At 36.8% G+C, this 17,345-nt stretch carries 18 protein-coding genes; 4 read left to right on the forward strand and 14 right to left on the reverse strand.

Annotation, left to right across the window (positions count from 1 at the left end; all coding sequences use genetic code 11):
- Positions 1 to 2: 2 nt before the first annotated feature.
- The 4 genes from BMX49_RS09290 to BMX49_RS09305 all read right to left on the reverse strand — a co-directional run bounded on the left by BMX49_RS09290 (position 3) and on the right by BMX49_RS09305 (position 2,417).
- A complete protein-coding gene (locus BMX49_RS09290; protein WP_034720146.1) occupies positions 3 to 560 on the reverse strand; it encodes an NADH-quinone oxidoreductase subunit B in 558 nt (185 codons plus the stop codon).
- A 34-nt stretch (positions 561 to 594) separates the two neighbouring features.
- The gene (locus BMX49_RS09295; RefSeq protein WP_034720150.1) at positions 595 to 966 is read right to left on the reverse strand and encodes an NADH-quinone oxidoreductase subunit A; all 372 of its coding nucleotides are present in this window, start codon (positions 964 to 966) and stop codon (positions 595 to 597) included.
- 115 nt (positions 967 to 1,081) lie between these two features.
- Entirely contained in the window at positions 1,082 to 1,270 is a 189-nt protein-coding gene (locus BMX49_RS09300) for a hypothetical protein (protein ID WP_034720152.1), read from the reverse strand.
- A 4-nt stretch (positions 1,271 to 1,274) separates the two neighbouring features.
- Positions 1,275 to 2,417: a hypothetical protein gene (locus tag BMX49_RS09305; RefSeq protein ID WP_034720155.1), complete on the reverse strand. Its 1,143-nt coding sequence runs from the start codon at positions 2,415 to 2,417 to the stop codon at positions 1,275 to 1,277.
- Positions 2,418 to 2,525: 108 nt separating this feature from the next.
- Between BMX49_RS09305 and BMX49_RS09310 the strand changes: the two genes are divergently transcribed.
- Positions 2,526 to 3,233: a zinc metallopeptidase gene (locus BMX49_RS09310; protein WP_177169190.1), complete on the forward strand. Its 708-nt coding sequence runs from the start codon at positions 2,526 to 2,528 to the stop codon at positions 3,231 to 3,233.
- A gap of 55 nt (positions 3,234 to 3,288) precedes the next feature.
- On the opposite strand, the gene BMX49_RS09315 is transcribed toward BMX49_RS09310, so the two are convergent.
- The 6 genes from BMX49_RS09315 to BMX49_RS09340 form a co-directional block, all read right to left on the reverse strand.
- Positions 3,289 to 3,894: an IMPACT family protein gene (locus BMX49_RS09315; RefSeq protein WP_034720158.1), complete on the reverse strand. Its 606-nt coding sequence runs from the start codon at positions 3,892 to 3,894 to the stop codon at positions 3,289 to 3,291.
- Positions 3,894 to 4,919, reverse strand: a complete 1,026-nt coding sequence (gene ribD, locus BMX49_RS09320; RefSeq protein ID WP_034720160.1) for a bifunctional diaminohydroxyphosphoribosylaminopyrimidine deaminase/5-amino-6-(5-phosphoribosylamino)uracil reductase RibD — start codon at positions 4,917 to 4,919, stop codon at positions 3,894 to 3,896. The genes BMX49_RS09315 and ribD overlap by 1 nt, the downstream gene beginning before the upstream one ends.
- Before the next feature lie 55 nt (positions 4,920 to 4,974).
- Positions 4,975 to 5,565, reverse strand: coding sequence for an HI_0983 family protein (locus BMX49_RS09325; protein ID WP_034720161.1), 591 nt, complete (start codon positions 5,563 to 5,565; stop codon positions 4,975 to 4,977).
- A 5-nt stretch (positions 5,566 to 5,570) separates the two neighbouring features.
- Positions 5,571 to 7,808, reverse strand: coding sequence for a DUF349 domain-containing protein (locus tag BMX49_RS09330; protein WP_081864373.1), 2,238 nt, complete (start codon positions 7,806 to 7,808; stop codon positions 5,571 to 5,573).
- 64 nt (positions 7,809 to 7,872) lie between these two features.
- Positions 7,873 to 8,610, reverse strand: coding sequence for a shikimate dehydrogenase family protein (locus BMX49_RS09335; RefSeq protein ID WP_034720164.1), 738 nt, complete (start codon positions 8,608 to 8,610; stop codon positions 7,873 to 7,875).
- A 62-nt stretch (positions 8,611 to 8,672) separates the two neighbouring features.
- Positions 8,673 to 10,718 (reverse strand): endonuclease, encoded by a 2,046-nt coding sequence (locus BMX49_RS09340; protein WP_051803804.1) that lies wholly within the window; start codon positions 10,716 to 10,718, stop codon positions 8,673 to 8,675.
- Positions 10,719 to 10,952: 234 nt separating this feature from the next.
- Here BMX49_RS09340 and BMX49_RS14790 point away from each other — a divergent pair, with 234 nt between their 5' ends.
- The 3 genes from BMX49_RS14790 to BMX49_RS14800 all read left to right on the forward strand — a co-directional run bounded on the left by BMX49_RS14790 (position 10,953) and on the right by BMX49_RS14800 (position 12,125).
- Positions 10,953 to 11,387: a hypothetical protein gene (locus tag BMX49_RS14790; protein WP_034720167.1), complete on the forward strand. Its 435-nt coding sequence runs from the start codon at positions 10,953 to 10,955 to the stop codon at positions 11,385 to 11,387.
- 155 nt (positions 11,388 to 11,542) lie between these two features.
- Entirely contained in the window at positions 11,543 to 11,977 is a 435-nt protein-coding gene (locus BMX49_RS14795) for a DDE-type integrase/transposase/recombinase (protein WP_221404522.1), read from the forward strand.
- Positions 11,978 to 11,984: 7 nt separating this feature from the next.
- Positions 11,985 to 12,125: a hypothetical protein gene (locus BMX49_RS14800; protein ID WP_198412572.1), complete on the forward strand. Its 141-nt coding sequence runs from the start codon at positions 11,985 to 11,987 to the stop codon at positions 12,123 to 12,125.
- 183 nt (positions 12,126 to 12,308) lie between these two features.
- Here BMX49_RS14800 and BMX49_RS09355 read toward each other — a convergent pair whose 3' ends face one another.
- From BMX49_RS09355 to BMX49_RS09370, 4 genes are all read right to left on the reverse strand, one after another.
- Positions 12,309 to 13,382: an endonuclease gene (locus tag BMX49_RS09355; RefSeq protein WP_034720170.1), complete on the reverse strand. Its 1,074-nt coding sequence runs from the start codon at positions 13,380 to 13,382 to the stop codon at positions 12,309 to 12,311.
- Positions 13,383 to 13,578: 196 nt separating this feature from the next.
- Complete coding sequence (locus tag BMX49_RS09360; protein WP_034720171.1) at positions 13,579 to 14,685, reverse strand: endonuclease; 1,107 nt, start codon at positions 14,683 to 14,685, stop codon at positions 13,579 to 13,581.
- Positions 14,686 to 14,887: 202 nt separating this feature from the next.
- Entirely contained in the window at positions 14,888 to 16,006 is a 1,119-nt protein-coding gene (locus BMX49_RS09365; protein ID WP_034720173.1) for an endonuclease, read from the reverse strand.
- A gap of 109 nt (positions 16,007 to 16,115) precedes the next feature.
- The gene (locus BMX49_RS09370) at positions 16,116 to 17,327 is read right to left on the reverse strand and encodes an ABC transporter permease (RefSeq protein WP_034720175.1); all 1,212 of its coding nucleotides are present in this window, start codon (positions 17,325 to 17,327) and stop codon (positions 16,116 to 16,118) included.
- Between the last annotated feature and the right edge of the window lie 18 nt (positions 17,328 to 17,345).

The raw sequence follows: 17,345 nt of genomic DNA on the forward strand, positions 1-17,345 counted from the left end.
TACTAATCTATATCGTAAGATGCTAATAATTGCTGATACTCTGGTAAATCTCTTCTGCGGATGCTTTCGCCTTCACAAAGAGCTTGAACCTGCATCACGCCTTCAATAATTTGCTCTGGTCTTGGCGGACAACCAGGAACGTAAACGTCAACGGGAATTATTTTATCAATTCCCTGCAACACAGAATAGGTATCGAAAATTCCACCGCTAGAAGCGCAAGCGCCAACTGCAACTACCCATTTTGGTTCTGCCATTTGGGTATAAACTTGTTTTAAAACAGGACCCAATTTTTTCGAGATGGTTCCGCAAACCATTAACATATCTGCTTGTCTGGGAGAAAAAGAGTTCTTTTCCATTCCAAATCTAGAGGCATCGAAAGTAGGATTAAGCGTCGCCATGAATTCAATTCCACAGCATGAAGTGGCAAATGGTAAAGGCCAAAGCGAGAACTTTCTTGCCATCCCAATCACACTGCTGAGTTTGGTGGCGAAAAATCCTTCTCCTTCAAAACCTTCGGGCGCTTCACCGTCCATTCTAATTACTGGTTTATTATCAGACATTTTAATTTTCTTAAAGTTACTAAAGACTCAAAAACTATTTATCCCAATCAAGTGCGCCACGTTTCCAAACATAGATGAAAGCGAGGAAAAAGACCGAGATAAAGGTAAGAACTGCGAAGAAACCTTCGACTCCAAATTCACGGATGTTCACCGCGTAAGGGTAGAAAAAGACAATCTCGATATCAAACAGAACAAAAAGCACCGCTGTTAGAAAGTACTTTACAGAAAACGGCGTACGTGCATTTCCTTCTACTTCTACACCACATTCGAAAGCTTCATTCTTTTTCAAAGACGTCGCTTTTTGTTGCGGTCCTAAAAAATGAGTTCCTAAAATGGAGAGTAAAACGAAGCCTGCAGCGACTGCAATCTGAATAATAATCGGGATATAATTTTCGGGAAGATTCATCTTAACATTATTTTCTTAATCTTGCAAATTTAAGGAATTATGTAATATAGAAAAAATTATAACCCGTAAATATCTCTGTTTGCACAGAAAGTTTAAGATGAAAATATTTAAGTGCTTACTTATTGGTGGTATCTTTTATTCTTTTCAGAAGCAAGTAGGCCAGATAACCGATGTAAAGAAATAAAATACTGGCAAATAATATGTTGATGCCTTCATTTATTCGCGCATCTTCCACTTGAAAAAACTGGTTATACAAGATGAATGCGACAATCATCGCTGCGTAAATATAAAGTTGCTTTTTCATTAGCCTATAAATTAGTATCGGTTGAAATTTCCATCGAATAGGTGCGGCGCCGTTTATGATTAACGGGATTATAATCTTGCCAAAGAACTTGTACGCTTTTGTTTTCCTCCAGTTCGGGGTTTGTTTCCAAAATTTTCACGCCTTTTTTACTGAAATTACGCCAAATCTCTTTAAAAATCAAAGAAGTTACCCCACGTCTTTGATAATCTGGGTGAATTCCGATCAGATAAAAATTAGCGCGCAGATTCTTCTTTCCGGCCTGTAAAAAATGATACCATCCAAACGGAAACAGCTTGCCATTCGCCTTCTGAAGTGCTTTCGAGTAAGAAGGCATCGTGATAGCAAATGAAATTAGTTCATCATGTTCATCCACAATGCAAACGATATAATCTTTATCAATAAAATTAAAATATTTATCTCTGTAAGTTTTAATTTGTTCGTCGGTGATCGGAGTGTAGGTTGAGAGGGTTTTATAAGTTTCATCCAACAACCTAAACATCGGTTCTACATATGGTAAAATTTCTTTTTTATTATTGAATTCTAAGACTTTCAATTTGTATTTTTCAGCAATCAAACTGCTAAATTTCTGGACCTTTTCAGATAAAACTACGGGGAAATCCAATTCGAATTCTACCCATTCTTTTTCTTTAACTAAACCTAATTTTTCCAAATGCTCAGGATAGTATTCAAAGTTGTACAATCCAATCATGGTTGCGATTTTATCAAAACCTAAAGTCAGCATTCCAGATTTATCTAAATTGGTGAAACCCATCGGTCCTTCAATTTTCGACATGTTTTTTTCTTTCGCGTAGTCAATGGCTTTTCCGATTAAAGCTTTTGTTACCTCCAAATCATCAATGAAATCGAACCAACCGAAACGAATCTTTTTAATGTTCAATTCATTAACCTCTTTGTGATTAATCATTACCGCGATTCTACCAGCGATTTTTCCGTCTTTATAAGCCAGATATCTTTTGAATTCAGCATAGTCTAAAGCCGCGTTTTCCTTACGATCCCAAATGTTTTTTTCATCATTGATTAAGGGCGGGACATAATTTTTGTTACTTTTGTAAAGTTTCATCGGAAACTTGATGAAATTTTTTAAATCATTATCGGTTTTTACTTCAAGAATCGTAATCACATTCATCAATATTAGTTTGAAAAAACAAAGATAATTCATTCGGCCAAAACTAAAAACTTTGGCACGTTTTTTATTGATACTTTGCAGATATTTAATTTAGAAAAAAATAAAAAAATGATTGGTTATTATGTAATTATCGGGGTTTCAATGCTCGTCAGCTGGTTAGTCTCGTCCAGATTGAAAGCAAAATTCGAACATTATTCGCAAGTTCATTTGCGAAATGGAATGTCGGGTAAAGAGGTCGCAGAAAAAATGTTACGAGACAACAATATTAATGATGTACAAGTAATTTCAGTTCCTGGCCAATTAACTGACCATTATAATCCTGCAAATAAAACTGTAAATTTATCAGAGGGTGTCTATATGCAGAGAAACGCAGCCGCAGCGGCAGTTGCAGCACACGAATGCGGGCACGCCGTTCAACACGCTGTAGGTTATTCAATGTTAAAACTTCGGTCAAAATTAGTTCCGATGGTCAACATCAGTTCTAATTTAATGCAGTTCGTGCTGATCGGTGGTATCGTTTTAATGGGAGCTACCAGAACAATTGAAAATCCAAACGGAAACACAACGGTCCTTGCGATTGGTGTTGCTCTTTTTGCTGTTACGACACTTTTCGCTTTTGTTACTTTACCCGTAGAATACGATGCAAGTAATCGCGCCATGAAATGGTTGAAAGATACTGGAACAGTAACAACTGAAGAATATGTTGGTGTGAAGGATTCCTTAACTTGGGCGGCTAGAACCTATGTGGTCGCAGCGCTTGGATCATTGGCGCAACTTCTTTATTGGGCGTCGATGTTGATGGGAAGAAGAGATTAGAAAAAGATAAAAGATGATAGAATAAAGATGAAAGACGGATTGGTAGTTTTCAACTTTATGACAAGAATTCGAACGAAATAATTTGCATCTCAGATAATTGATCTGAGATGTTTTCTTTTTCAGAAGTTTTTAATTTTGCTGAAATGGTGCAGGTTTCCTCGGTTTTAAAATCGATTATTTTTGCCTCAAACTTATTTAGTAAAGTAAAAATGACATTTTGCTGATTAAAGTCGAATTGAATTTCAATCTCAGATTGTAATTCTTTGGTGATAATTTCGCAGGATTCTAAAATCAATTTTGCAGTTTCTTTATAGGCTTTCACCAAACCGGAAACTCCCAGTTTTGTTCCGCCATAATACCTAACTACGATGAGCAGAATTTGGGTAACATTGTTCGCCAGTAACTGATTGTAAATCGGCAAGCCCGCACTTCCTGAAGGTTCGCCATCATCATTCGCCCGATAGTTTTCACCCGTAATTCCTAAACGAAAAGCGTAGCAGTGATGCGTCGCTTTTGGATGTTCTTCCTTAACTTTTCCCAACGCCTCCTTCACTTCGCTTTCGTTTTCTACGGGAAAGGAAAAGCCAATAAACTTGCTGCCTTTTTCCTTAAGATGTATGTTTTCGACAGGTGACTTTATGGTGTCAAAGGAAAATTCCATTAGTGAGAATTTTTATAGAATTCAATCTTGTTATCGCTAAACTGCTTGGTTTCAAAAATATCAGAACTCAATATTGGAGCTTTCGTTCCATGCATCAAATGAAGTTTATCGTTTTTAATGATGATGGCTTCATCCCAAAGATTTTGGTCAATAAACTGTTGCAAGGTAAAACTGCCACCTTCGACGATCACCGACTGAATCTGATTTTCAAATAATTTCGCCATTAAGTTTTCCAGGAAATTTTCTTTTTCTAGTTTAATAAAAGTGATATTTTCTTCGATTGTTTCTTTCTTTGAATTAAAAATGACTGTTACCGCTTCATCATTATATAAGTTAAAATCTATAGGAACTTTTAAATCAAAGTCAATCAAAATCCGAATCGGATTTCGGCCAACAATCTCTCTCGTTGTTAAACTGGGATTATCTGTTAAAGCAGTCTGAGTTCCCACTAAAATAGCATGTTCCTGACTTCTTAATTGATGAACGAATTGCTTGGTCAAGGGATTGCCAATCTGAGTTGGTTTAAAATCTTTATCTAAAAAACTATCGCCTGATTCGGCCCATTTTAAAATGATGAATGGTCTTCGTTTTTGATGAAAGGTGAAAAACCGTTTGTTTAATTCCCGACATTCTTTTTCTAAAACTCCTGAAAAGAATTCAATTCCTGCATCTTCTAGGATCTGTTTTCCTTTACCATTCACTTTGTCGTGAGAATCCAAAGTTCCGATGACCACTTTCTTAAAACCGATTTCCACAATTTTATCAGCGCAGGGCGGTGTTTTTCCAAAATGCGCGCAAGGTTCTAATGAAACATAAATTGTAGATTCTTTTAACAGGTCAGGATTTTTCACGCTATTGATCGCGTTGATTTCAGCGTGAGCTTGACCTGATTTTTCATGAAAACCTTCGCCGATAATGACATTATTATGAACGATAACACAGCCCACCAAAGGATTCGGATAAGTTTTACCTAAGGCTTTGTGAGCGAGGTCAAGACAGCGTTGGATGTAATTTTCGTAGTTCATCTGAATTAAAAAACACCCAACAAGTTGCCGAGTGTTTAATTTTTAAGGTTTAATATTAATTTTGTGGTGCAATCTTGATCTCTGGAATTTTAAACTCAATCATTGTCGTAATGAGATGATCTCGCTGTCTGGCCAGAGATTTCGCAGACGATTTCAAATCGCCATACATTCTTTTTGCATGAGCCAAAATAAGGAAGCTTTTATCGGTTCCGTTTGTATAATTCTTGAAACGATACACATTATACTCAATGTAAGAATCGCCTTTCTCAGGACTTTCAGAAATAAAATAATCGACGATATATTCTGCACCATCTGGACTTTCAATAACATTGACTTTCGCAAATTTATCTTTTTTCCCTCTTTCTTGAATTCCTTCTACTTTTTGACGAACAGCCAATTCCATCTCGATTTCTTTATTAAAAAAAGAGAAGTCGAGGAGTTGGGTGAAGTCTTCAATTCGTTCATCAATAGGTAAATATTGCTGCCGAAACAAAGTCTTCGACATTGGTTTGCTCCAAGACAAAAAATATTCGGTTCCATCATATTCAATCGGTCCAGGAATAGAAAGTAAATCTGGCACGTTGTCCTGTGCTTTAACAATTGATAAAGTACTTATAAATAGGAGTACGAATATTTTTTTTAACATGATATTTATTGATTATCTCCGATAAGAATACTGTGCAAACTTTGTTTCATGCTTTCGAGTTGTGATTTTTTATCATCAATCTTCTGAAAAGTTTCTTTTAACAATGGATTGTCTCTTGATGAGTTGCTGAAGAAGCCAAGATTATTTTCCATCTTCACGATTTCCGCTTCTAAGTCGGCGATTTGATTTTTAATTTTGCGCGCCTTGTCAGTCACCTGATCTTCAGAAAGTCCTTCTTCTCTTAGATCGTACTCATGAATTTTGTTCAGTTTCAATTTATCACGCAACGTTTTATTGAACTCTGTATTGATATTGATTTTCTCTCTCGGTACTTTACCGATGCTATTCCATTTCGATTTAATCTGCTCGATTTTTTCAACACTTCCTTCTTCGTCACCGATTTCTTTTAATTCGTCTAGAAGTTGTTTTTTATTTTTGAAATTTTCTTTCCAGTTATCGTTTGCCGTATTATTTTTTTCTCTGTAATTATTAAAGAAAGTGTTGCAAGCCTCGCGGAAATCGTCCCAAACTTTGTTGGTCATGCTTCTTGGTACGTGTCCTACTTTCTTCCAGTCTTCCTGTAATTTTTTAAAGAGCGGAACAATCGTTTCCCAATCTTCAGACAGCATATTGTCTTTTGCCGTTTGAATTAAATTTAATTTCTCATCAAGATTGGTCTGCTGAGAATTCTTTAAACCTTTGTAAAATTCATTTTTCTTAACATTGAAATTACGAAGATGATCTTTAAAATCATTCCAGTTTTGATTGGAGACTTTTCTCGGAACATTTCCTAATCTGAGAAATTCAGTCCGCAAAGCTTCCACCTTTTTAATTGAGTTTTGCCAATAATTGTGGTTGGTTTCTTTTTCCCCACCAGCCATCTTTTTAATTTCTTCGATGATCTCATTCTTGCGAATCAGATTTTCAGCTTGTTCCTTTTCGATTTGCTCGGTCAGTTCTGATTTTCTGTCGTGAATTTTATTCGAAATTTCTTTAAATTCATCCCAGGTTTTTTCTCTAAATTCTTCTGCAACTGGTTCTGCCTCTTCTTTCCAAAGTTTATGTAAATATTGCAATTCGTTCAGCGCTTTCTGCACGGACGGTTCTAATTGCAACTCTTTGGCTCTTTCAATAATGTGTTGTCTCTTTTCTAAATTATGCGCAAATTCCTGCTCCATATATTCTTTGTTCATATCAAGCATTTGATAGAACTGATTGAGATGATGGAAATAATTATTATTGAGTAATTTGAATTCCGATTTTGCAACTTGCCCCGCGTTTTTCCAGTCTTCCTTAATTTCGCGAATCGCTTTGAAAAGATTGGTTCCTGCTTCAGTATTGGTATAGAGGTTTTTTAAACTGTCAATAATCGACTGACGGTGTTCTAAATTTTTATGATGATTTTCTTCTTGCTTCTTGTGGTATTCATCGTTCTTTTCTCGATAGATATGCAAGATGCCCGAAAGTTTAGCTTGCGAAGGATGTTGATTGCTGAAAAGCTCGACTGGATTTCCGGCGGCTACAAATTTGTTCTTTAAATCCTCCGTCTGGTCGTGGATCAAGTGATTCGCCTGTTCCTTTAACTGATTGAATTTTCTGAAGTGCGCTCCAGCATCCTCTTTATTTACGATGGTTTCCATCGCTGCAAGAACTTCTGCCAACGACAGTGAGTCGATGCTTTCTAATTCATCTTCGTGACGATTTTGGTGGCTTTCAGGTTTTTTATCGGAAGCAGCAGTGTGAATTTCTGACTTTTCTAAATTATCAGAAGATTTTGATTCCTCTGTTGGCGATCCTAATTCTTGCTCAGGCTGATTAATGGTTTCTGGATCATCCTGCTTTGGTGTATTGTTTTCTACTACATCCTGTTCAGTTACTACCTCTTGCTCAATTGTAGTTTCTGGAGTAGCCGATACATTATCTTGAGGAAGTTCTTCATCTGGACTTAATTCCAGAGCAACCTCTTCGAGGATCAACTTATTTTCATCGTGATGTTCCTCAATTTTCGGTTCACCTGTTTCTGCGCTTGTTTCTAAAAGTACTTCTCCCAAAACCGGAATCTCGTCCTCTGGATCTGTCTGTGGTTCTGGGATCTCTTGCGGTTCTTCTACCGCAGGTTCTTCCATTTCTGCAGGTGGCGCATCTTCTTTTGAACTTGGAATTTCTAAGGGGTTTTGATCCAAAATATTTTCTTGTTCAGGTTTTTTTTCGTGGTTCTCAGAAAGTGAATCTTCTGTAATCATAGCAGTCTTTTTATTAAATTGATCGGTAGTCTATTTTTGATGATAAACCGTGCACTAAATTAACTTATTTTTTTTGAACATTCCAAATTTCCCAGGCTTTTTCTGCTTGTTGTTCAAGCATATAAAAGCCATTCACGGTTTTTGATCCATTTTGAGCAGCCATTTTTATAAAAGAGGTATACTCAGGATTGTAAATGAGGTCGATGATGAGATGTTTGGAAGTCAAGTCAGAGAAGGGAAAATCAAGACTATCCTCCACATTGGGAAATGTTCCAACGGGTGTACATTGGATGATCAAAAGATTATCAGCAACCATTTCTTTGGTAAGATTCTCAAAATTTAAATCGCCAGTTCTGCTAACAATTTGGTAGGGAATGTCGTGTTTCTCCAGAACGTACTTTACCGCTTTTGCTGCGCCACCATTGCCTAAAATTAAAGCAGATTGATGAATATCTTTTTGATGTAGGAGCAAGGTTTTTTCAAACCCGAAAGCGTCCGTATTAAATCCTTTCTTAATGTCGTCTTTAATGAGAATCGTGTTGACCGCGCCAATTTTTTCAGCTTCATTGCTTAGTTCATCGAGGTAAGGAATTATTTTTTCTTTAAATGGAATGGTCACATTTAGTCCAGTCAGATTTTGGTTATTGAACACTTGCTCAACATCAGCAATATCATTTAAATCAAAAACCTCATAAGTGTGATTTTTAAGAAATAGTTTTTTAAACTTGTTTTCAAAATAATTTTTAGAAAAAGAGTAGGAAATATTTTTCCCGATAAGGCCTAATTTGATTTGCTGATCCATGGTTCAAAATTAAAAAAAAGACTGATGAAAACCACCAGTCTTTACAATTATAATATTAATTTTTATTGGATAATGAATTTCGCAGATTGAGTGCCTGCTTTCAAAATGTAAACTCCTTTTGGTAAGCTTTTAAGCATAATCTTGTTGCTGTTTCTGAATGGTTGTGAAATGGATTGAACCAGTTTCCCACTATAATCAAAAATCTGAGCAGTTGCAATGTTCGTTAAATCTTTTCCGCTAACGTTCAATTCACCATTCTTAACCGGATTCGGATAAACACTTAATTTAGAATTTGATACCGCAGTTTCTCCCGTGGCTAAACCATCATCGTAGCAAGTCCATTTCATATCATCGATCATCACTCTGTTAGAAGTGCTGCTATTGACCAAACTAATTTCTACGGTCCCAGAAATATTAATTCCCGTAACAGTTGTAGTAGTTATTGCATCTCCGTATGGAATAGTTTTACCAGTATCAACATCATCAATGAAAATTTTGAAAGTTCCAGTTCCACCCTTGAATTTACGTTGAGTAGTTACTGTTAGATTCCCAATTCCATTCGGTGCAGATAACGCCGTCAAGAATCCATCTCTGATCATAATTGCTCTGCCGTTCAATGTTTCGTCGGTTCTAGAATCTTCAGAAGTCCAAGAAATTCCATTGCTTGTCCAGTTATACGTGGAGTAGGTGGATGGTCCGATTGGCATGGTCTCAAAATTTTCCTCACCACAGTTTAAACCAATCGAATTGGTTGTTGCAGTTACTGTATTACTCGGTCCCGACATATTTGCGCCAGCATCTTTTGCTACAACATAAATAGAGTACGTGGTCGAAGGATTTAAATTGGCAACATTGGTCGTTGTGGAATTGGTGGAGCCCATTAATTGTCCATTCACATTGATGTCATAAGATTCTACACCAATATTGTCCGTTGAAGCAGTCCATTGAATTTCGATACTGTTTGTTCCTACGGAAAGAACGCTCAAATTGGTTGGATTAGACGGTGCTTCATTATCAATAAGCGTTGTTCCGGTTACGGTATTACTTTGCGACGAAAAATTTCCAGCACCATCTGCAGCTGCAACATTGAAAGTATAAGTTGTGCCTTGGGCTAAACCTGAAACAGTTGCTGTGGCAGTTGGAGCGTTACTGTGAAAAGTTCCATCTACGAAAATCTTATAGTATGTTACCGCAATATTATCTGTAGAAGCCGTCCAAGATAATTTTGCTGACGAAGTAGACGTAGAAATTAACGCCAAATTCGTTGGGGTAGAAGGAGCTTCGTTGTCAACAACCTGCGTTCCCCAAATTTGCTCCACCCATTCTGGATGATCAATAAAAGGATTTCTATTTTTTTGGAATACGTAGGACGCATTATTTCTTACAATTTCAGCGGCTGACACAGGATCTTGAGCAGCCCAAGTCATCAACACCACTTTTTCCCATTCTTGTAATCCAGGATAAGGAGTGTTTCCTAACATGTTTTGTCCACCAAATCCAGAAAGTTTTGATTCGTAACGGGTGACGAAATACAAGACCATTCTGGCGATATCTCCTTTGAATTCATCGATTGGTTCGAAGACCGTTCCACCAAAACCAGGTGAAACAGAAGATCCTACTTTCCCACCATTAGCGGAAGTGTAAGAAGCATTGGCAACCATTCCGAACGGATAATTGCTTCGCATGCCGTTTACTTTTCCATCAGTTGGTCGGATATGATGAAGATCGGAAACCATAGGTCTGCTTTTGCCAAAATAACTTTGCGGCACAACGTGTTCGCGGTTATAACAGTCACCTTCATTTTTGTAATTTCCACATTTCTTGATGCCGTGTCTGTAATTGTATGGATCGGCACCAGTCGGATTTTCAGAATACATGTCTAAAACAGAACCGTCGTTTTCGTAAAAACTATCAGTGTCTGTGGTAGCATACGCATCCCAGAGACCATCATAACCTTTATCTAGTGCTCCGGCGGTAATAATTTGGCTGAGTTTTGTTTTTAAAGCGGCTCCAGTTAAGCCTGTGGTGCCATCATAATAAGTGGCAGGTGCTTGCGCTAATGTTATTGAAAACAATAAGCCAAGCAATAAAATGCTAAATTTTCTCATAATAGTATTAAAATTGGAAAAGTAAAGTTAGGCCATATTTATCCACCAGAAATTGTAGAGGCATGATAAGTATTAGATTGCTGACTTTTTCAGAATCAAAAAAAGGATAAACTCTGGGAAATATTCCTTGTCAATTCAAATTTAAAATAAAAAAAACCGACAACTTCAAAAAGTGCCGGTTTAATTTAATAGCTTGTCCCGTCCTGAAATAGCGATATACAAAAAACAATCGTTATGGAAGAATTATCACAAAGCGTTTATGTAAAGCGTACACAGAAAGATTACAGTTTAAGTTTAAAACTCCAGATTGTACAAGAAATTGAAGCTGGTAGATTGGAGATTAAAGAGTGTACCAAGAAATATGGAATTCAATCTCACTCCACCGTATTAATTTGGCTCCGAAAATATGGTAACTTTGATTGGGACAATCAAATACCTCATTCTATGCAAAAAACTCCTGAACAACGAATTATGGAATTGGAGGTCGAAGTAAAACTGCTTGAAAAACAAAAAGCATTACTGGAAAGAGAAGCCTACATTGCCGATAAGAAGGTTATTTTCTTCGATATGATGATTAATATCGCGGAAAGTGAATACCAGATTGACGTACGAAAAAACTCCGCAGCCGTACAATCAATAACTTCCGCAGAACAGAAAAAGAAACTTTAGTCTTTATCTGTGGATTGTCCGGTATTAATAGACAAGTCTATTACCGAAGTGAGAAACGTAGTGTAGAGCGCACTGATACTGCTGTAAAAGTAGTTGAGATGGTTGAAGAACTCAGATTTAAGCAGCCTCATCTTGGAGGCAGGAAATTAAACTTCATGTTAAAGAAGCCACTGAAATCATTGAAAGTAGGTAGAGATAAATTCTTTGATATTCTGCGTGCAAATAATTTATTGATCATTCCAAAGAGAAGTTATCACATCACCACCAACTCGCATCATCGATTTAGAAAACATAAAAACCTAATATTGGATTATCAGATTAACAAACCTAATCAGGTCTGGGTTGCAGACATTACTTATATTGGAAGCAGATCAAATCCGACTTATTTAAGTCTAATAGCAGATGCTTATTCCAAGAAAATAGTCGTCCATCATGTTGCTGATAAACTGAATACGCAAAGTAGTTTACTGGCATTGAAGAATGCTTTAAAAAACAAAAAAGTGAATTTAGGATTACTCATTCACCATTCAGATCGTGCTCTTCAATATTGTTCAAATGAATCAAAAATTACTGGAGAAGAACAATATTAAGTGCAGTATGACCCAGAACTCAGATCCTTATGAAAATGCAGTGGCAGAAAGAATTAATGGAATTTTAAAACAAGAATTTGACATCGATAAATATAATGTAGAGACCAAATTAAGAAGAAGAATTGTAGATGAATCAATTGAAATTTAAAATGAAGTACGTCCTCATTTTTCTAATCACTACCTAACACCTAATCAAATGCACGACCAAGAAACAATAAAAATGAAAACCTATAAAAACAAAAACCAAAGCAAAAATGTTTTTGCTTTGGTTTAATTATTTATTTTTGCCCTATAATCTGTATCGATTTTTCAGGACTAGTGAGCTAAAAATTTAGTCTACCATAAATTTAGAAGTTGCTTGTTCTGTATACAGAATGTAAACGCCTTTTGGTAAATTTTTAAGATTTAATTTATTTCCGTTTTTAAAAGGTTGCGAAATCGTTTGAACTAGTTTTCCTGTGGCGTCAAAGATTTTAGCAGTTTCAATTTTATTCAAATCGTTTCCTTTCACATTTAATTCTCCGTTTTTCACAGGATTAGGATATAAAATTAAAGATGTTTTTGCAGCATTACTTTCACTGGTCGCTAGAGCTGCACCCCAAATGTCTGTAATCCACTGTGGATTGTCGATAAATGGATTACGGTTTTTTTGAAAAGCATAAGACCCGTTGTTGCGTACGATTTCCCAATCGGAAACAGGATCATTAGCGGCCCAAGTTTTCATTACTTCTAATTCCCAACTTTGCAAACCTGGGAACGGTGAACCACCTAATAAATTACCGGTATTAAATGTTGAAAGTTTACTTTCATATCTAGTTACGAAGTATAAAACCATTCTTGCAATATCACCTTTAAACTCATCAATCGGCTCAAACACAGTACCACCGTAACCTGCAGAACCTGAAGTCCCGACTTTGCTTCCATTTAATGATATTCTTGAAGGATTGCTCACTACACCGAAAGGATAATTACTTCGGTAACCATTAACTTTTCCATCAGCTGGACGAATATGATGAATATCTGAGACCATAGGTGCATTTTGACTGAAAAGACTTTGTGGAATAATATGTTCTCTGTTATAGCAACCACCTTCATTTGCTCCAATATCGCCGCACTTTTTCACCCCGTGTTGATAATTGTAAGGATCTGGACCGGTGGGGTCTTCCGAATACATATCGAGGACAGAGCCGTCATTCTCATAGAAACTATCGGTGTCTGTGGTTGGGTATGCATTGTAAAGTCCAGCGTACCCTTTATCCTGGGCGCCGGCCGTGATAATTTGGCTGAGTTTTGTTTTTAGAGCAGGGCCCTCGAGACCAGCGGTGCCATTATAATAATTTGCGGGGGCTTGTGCTAATGTTAGTGTAAACAAGAGTCCAAGCAATAAAGTAGTAATCTTTTTCATAATCTTAATTGAATTAGGTCAACAAATTTAGATAAAATTTATTCATTAGAAAGCGAAGCAGTATGATAAGTATTAGACTGAAAAATCATTTCTAAAGTAAAAATCAATTAAATTATCGATTGAGATAGTTTCAGAATCCATTAAAAAAACCGGCCACTTTTCTAAGCGCCGGTGTGTGTAGTATGATTTGTAAAAGTTATTGAACAATAAATTTCACTGACTGATTTTCTGTTTTTAAAATATATACTCCTTTTGATTGATCTTTAAGAATGATCTTATTTAAATTTTTAAAATTCTGCTGAACCGTTTGAATTAATTTCCCGTCCATTGAATAAATTTGAACCTGAAAAATGTCCTCCAGACCATATCCTGACAAATGCAACTGTCCATTTCTTACCGGATTCGGATAAACCGAAAGTGATTTCTTAAACGAAGATACTTCAGTTGTTGAAAGGGTAGAAGTCCAAATCATATTCACCCATTCTGGATGATCGATAAAAGGATTTCTGTTTTTCTGTCTGGCAAAAATAGCGTTATTACGGTCAATTTCTCGCTGCGAAACTGGATCTTGCGCTGCCCATTTGAGCATTAAATTAATATACCATTGCTTATAACCTCTATTTACCGTACCATCCAAGGGATTCTGCGCATTATGATATTCTGAAAACGATTGAAGTTTATCTTCATAACGCGTGATAAAGAAAAGGTGCATTCTGGCCAAATCGCCTTTAAATTCATCGATTGGTTCGAAAATCGTTCCGCTATATCCTGGGAAATTAGAAGGTCCCACTTTAGTTCCATTAGTAGTCGTCCAGCTTGGTGCCACGGTTTCGCCAAAAGAATAGGTTTCTCTTCTGCTGTTCACATAGTAATCAGACGGAATCACAAAGTGCGCATCGTTAACCATAGGGGCTAATTTTCCGTAAAAGCTTTGTGGTAAAGAATGTTCGCGATTATAGCAAAACCCTTCAACATTCTGATTCGCAGACCCACACTGGTTTCCACCATTTGCGACCGATCCAATGATGTATTCATAAGCATCTGGACCAGTTGGGTTTTCAGAATACATATCGAGCAAAGTTCCGTTGTTTTCATAGTATTTATCAACGTCTGAGGTAGCATAAGTCTTCCACAGAGCACCGTAGCCCAAATCTTTAGAACCGTTAGAAATGATCGTATTTAATTTTGTTTTCAATTCGTAACCAGATAATCCATTTGTTCCGTTATAATATCCAGCTGGAATTTGGGCAACCAAAGAACTGGTAATGCCGACTGCAAGTAGTAAAGTAAAAAATTTTCTCATTGTCGAATAATAATTTTTAGTAAGATTAGAAAATAGCGTATATAGCAAAACTGCTGTATTACAAGCAGTTTTACGTAAATAGCAAAGTTAGCCAAAATATAATTGGACGGTTTTGAGTGACTATAAAACTCAGAGCATAACCTTTGAAAAGCTCAACAGTAGAACCTTTTCGAAGATTCAACCATTGAAAATTTAGATCGGCTTATTGAACGATAAATTTTAAAGTTTGAGCATTCACTTTCAGGAAGTAAACTCCTTTCGGTAAATTCTGAAGAATAATCTTTTTAGAATTTTTAAAGTTTTGATTAACAGTTTGAACTAATTTCCCTTCCATTGAATAAATCTGAACCGAAGTAGTCGTGTCTAACCCATAACCAGCCAGATGCAATTCCCCATTTCTAACTGGATTCGGATAAATAGAAATAGTTTTATTTAAAGCAGCGGTTTCTTGACTGGAAAGGGTAGATGTCCAAATCATATTCACCCATTCTGGATGATCGATAAAGGGATTTCTATTATTTTGCCTGTCGTAGATGGCGTTGTTTCGGTCAATTTCTTTCTGGGAAACTGGATCTTGGGCCGCCCACTTTAACATCAAGTTAATGTACCATTGCTTGTAGCCACGATCCGTAGTTCCATCTATAGGATTAAGCTGTGGAAAAAATCGATCGAAATTCTGTAATTTGTCTTGATATCTCGTTATAAAATAAAGATGCATTCTGGCGAAATCACCTTTAAATTCATTGATCGGTTCGAAGACCGTTCCATAATATCCAGGAAAGCTCGACGCGCCAAGTTTACTGCCATTCTTTGAAGTCCAGGTAGGAGAATCAGTTTCTCCATACGGATAATTCGACCGTTGTTGATTGACAAAAAAGTCAGCAGGAACAACGAAATGCGCATCATTGGCCATTGGAGTCGCATTACCAAAATAAGATTTAGGCAAACTGTGCTCCCTATTATAGCATTTTCCTTCAGCAGTGAAATCCACGGTACTACACTGATTTCCGCCATTATAGGATTGCCCTAGCCTGTATTCGTAAGGATCTGGGCCGCTTGGATTTTCAGAATACATATCTAACACTGATCCGTTATTCTCGTAATATTTATCAACATCAGAGGTGAAGTAAGTTTGCCATAATCCACCTGAGCCACTTCCATAGCCCAAATCCAAAGCACCAGCACTGATGATTCCGTAGAGTTCAGATTTTAGTTCGTAGCCACTTAAACCCGCAGCACTGTCATAGTATCCCGCAGGAATTTGAGCGAAAGAAGAGGTTGAAATTGTAAGGGAAATAAATAAAGTAAATATTTTTTTCATTTTAAATTGAAGTTTTTAATGATAATTTAGAAAATAATAAGGTCCAGTAAACCGCTGCTCTGGAGTCATTTAATTCGAAGCACAAAGTTACCCAAATAAGTTTGGAAGATCAATTGGCTTTGAAGTGACTTTTGTTAACTTTCGAGAAAAGTCTGGAGACAAAGAGTCCGAAAACTCCTGCCGTTGCACTTACAATCACATAATTAAGTGGGATAATCCGAACCGGAAAAGCCAAGTCGGTATTGCTTCCGGCCTTAAAGAAGCCAGTGTTGATTTGAACATAACACATGATGGTTCCTACAATCAATCCACTGATGATCCCAAAGAATACGATCAAAAGTCCCGTGTAGAAATAAACATTTCGCAGAGATTTTAAATTCATTCCCATTGACATCAATGATTTCGCCTGCTCTTTTTTATCGAGTTGCAAAATGGTAATTGCTCCGGCCAGATTAAACGTGGTAATGAAAATTACGAGCGCAAAAATTAAATAAATAAATAGTTTTTCAGTATTGATCATTTTCCAGAAAGCAGCATTTTCCTCCTTCTTGGTTTTTAGTTCGTAGGTTTTGCCGAGCAATTTGGAAAGATCTGCTTTTACTTCATCTGCTTTATTGGCGTCCTTTAATTTGATTACGATTTGATACGCAGCATCTTTGGGCAGATTCAAAAGTTCCCGAGCCAACTCAATCGGCGCGATGATCGTATTATCAAGTTGATCGTTTCCAGGAAAAATACCCGACACAAATATTTCGCGTTTTGTGAAAATATCTTCTTCCTTGCTGATCATTCCGACGCCCGGTTTCGGCATCAAAATCGTGGCATAATCCGCTCCTTCACCTACGGGAATCGTTAGTCGGTTGTTGAGTTTATTTTCCATCAGCACTTCGTTGGAAAATTTAAAACTTGGATAGGTTCCGTATAAAATATTTTGATTAATGGGGTTGACGAAAATATAGGCCGAATCTACGCCGCGCAAATTGGCAATATCGCCATTCTCGCGAAAACGCAAGTAGGCTTTCTCTTCAATCACTTTCGAATAGTGAGCAATCTCCTTATTTCCACCGATGATTTTAGTGGCTTTGTCGATATTCTGCAATACTTTTCCCGATTTATTTTTCACCGTAAGATCAGAGTGCAGATTGGCAATTAAATCTTGATTCAGATCTTCAAGTCCCGAAAAAACAGAGATGATGATAAACATTGCGGCTACGGCAACCAACATCGCCAAAGCTGCCAGCCACGTAATGAAAGTGACGGCCGTGCTTCCTTTTCGAGCCAGCAAATAGCGGGTAGCGATATAAAATGAGGTGTTTTTCAAAAGAAAATAACGTTTTAC

Source organism: Kaistella antarctica, assembly GCF_900109615.1.
Classification (GTDB): domain Bacteria; phylum Bacteroidota; class Bacteroidia; order Flavobacteriales; family Weeksellaceae; genus Kaistella; species Kaistella antarctica.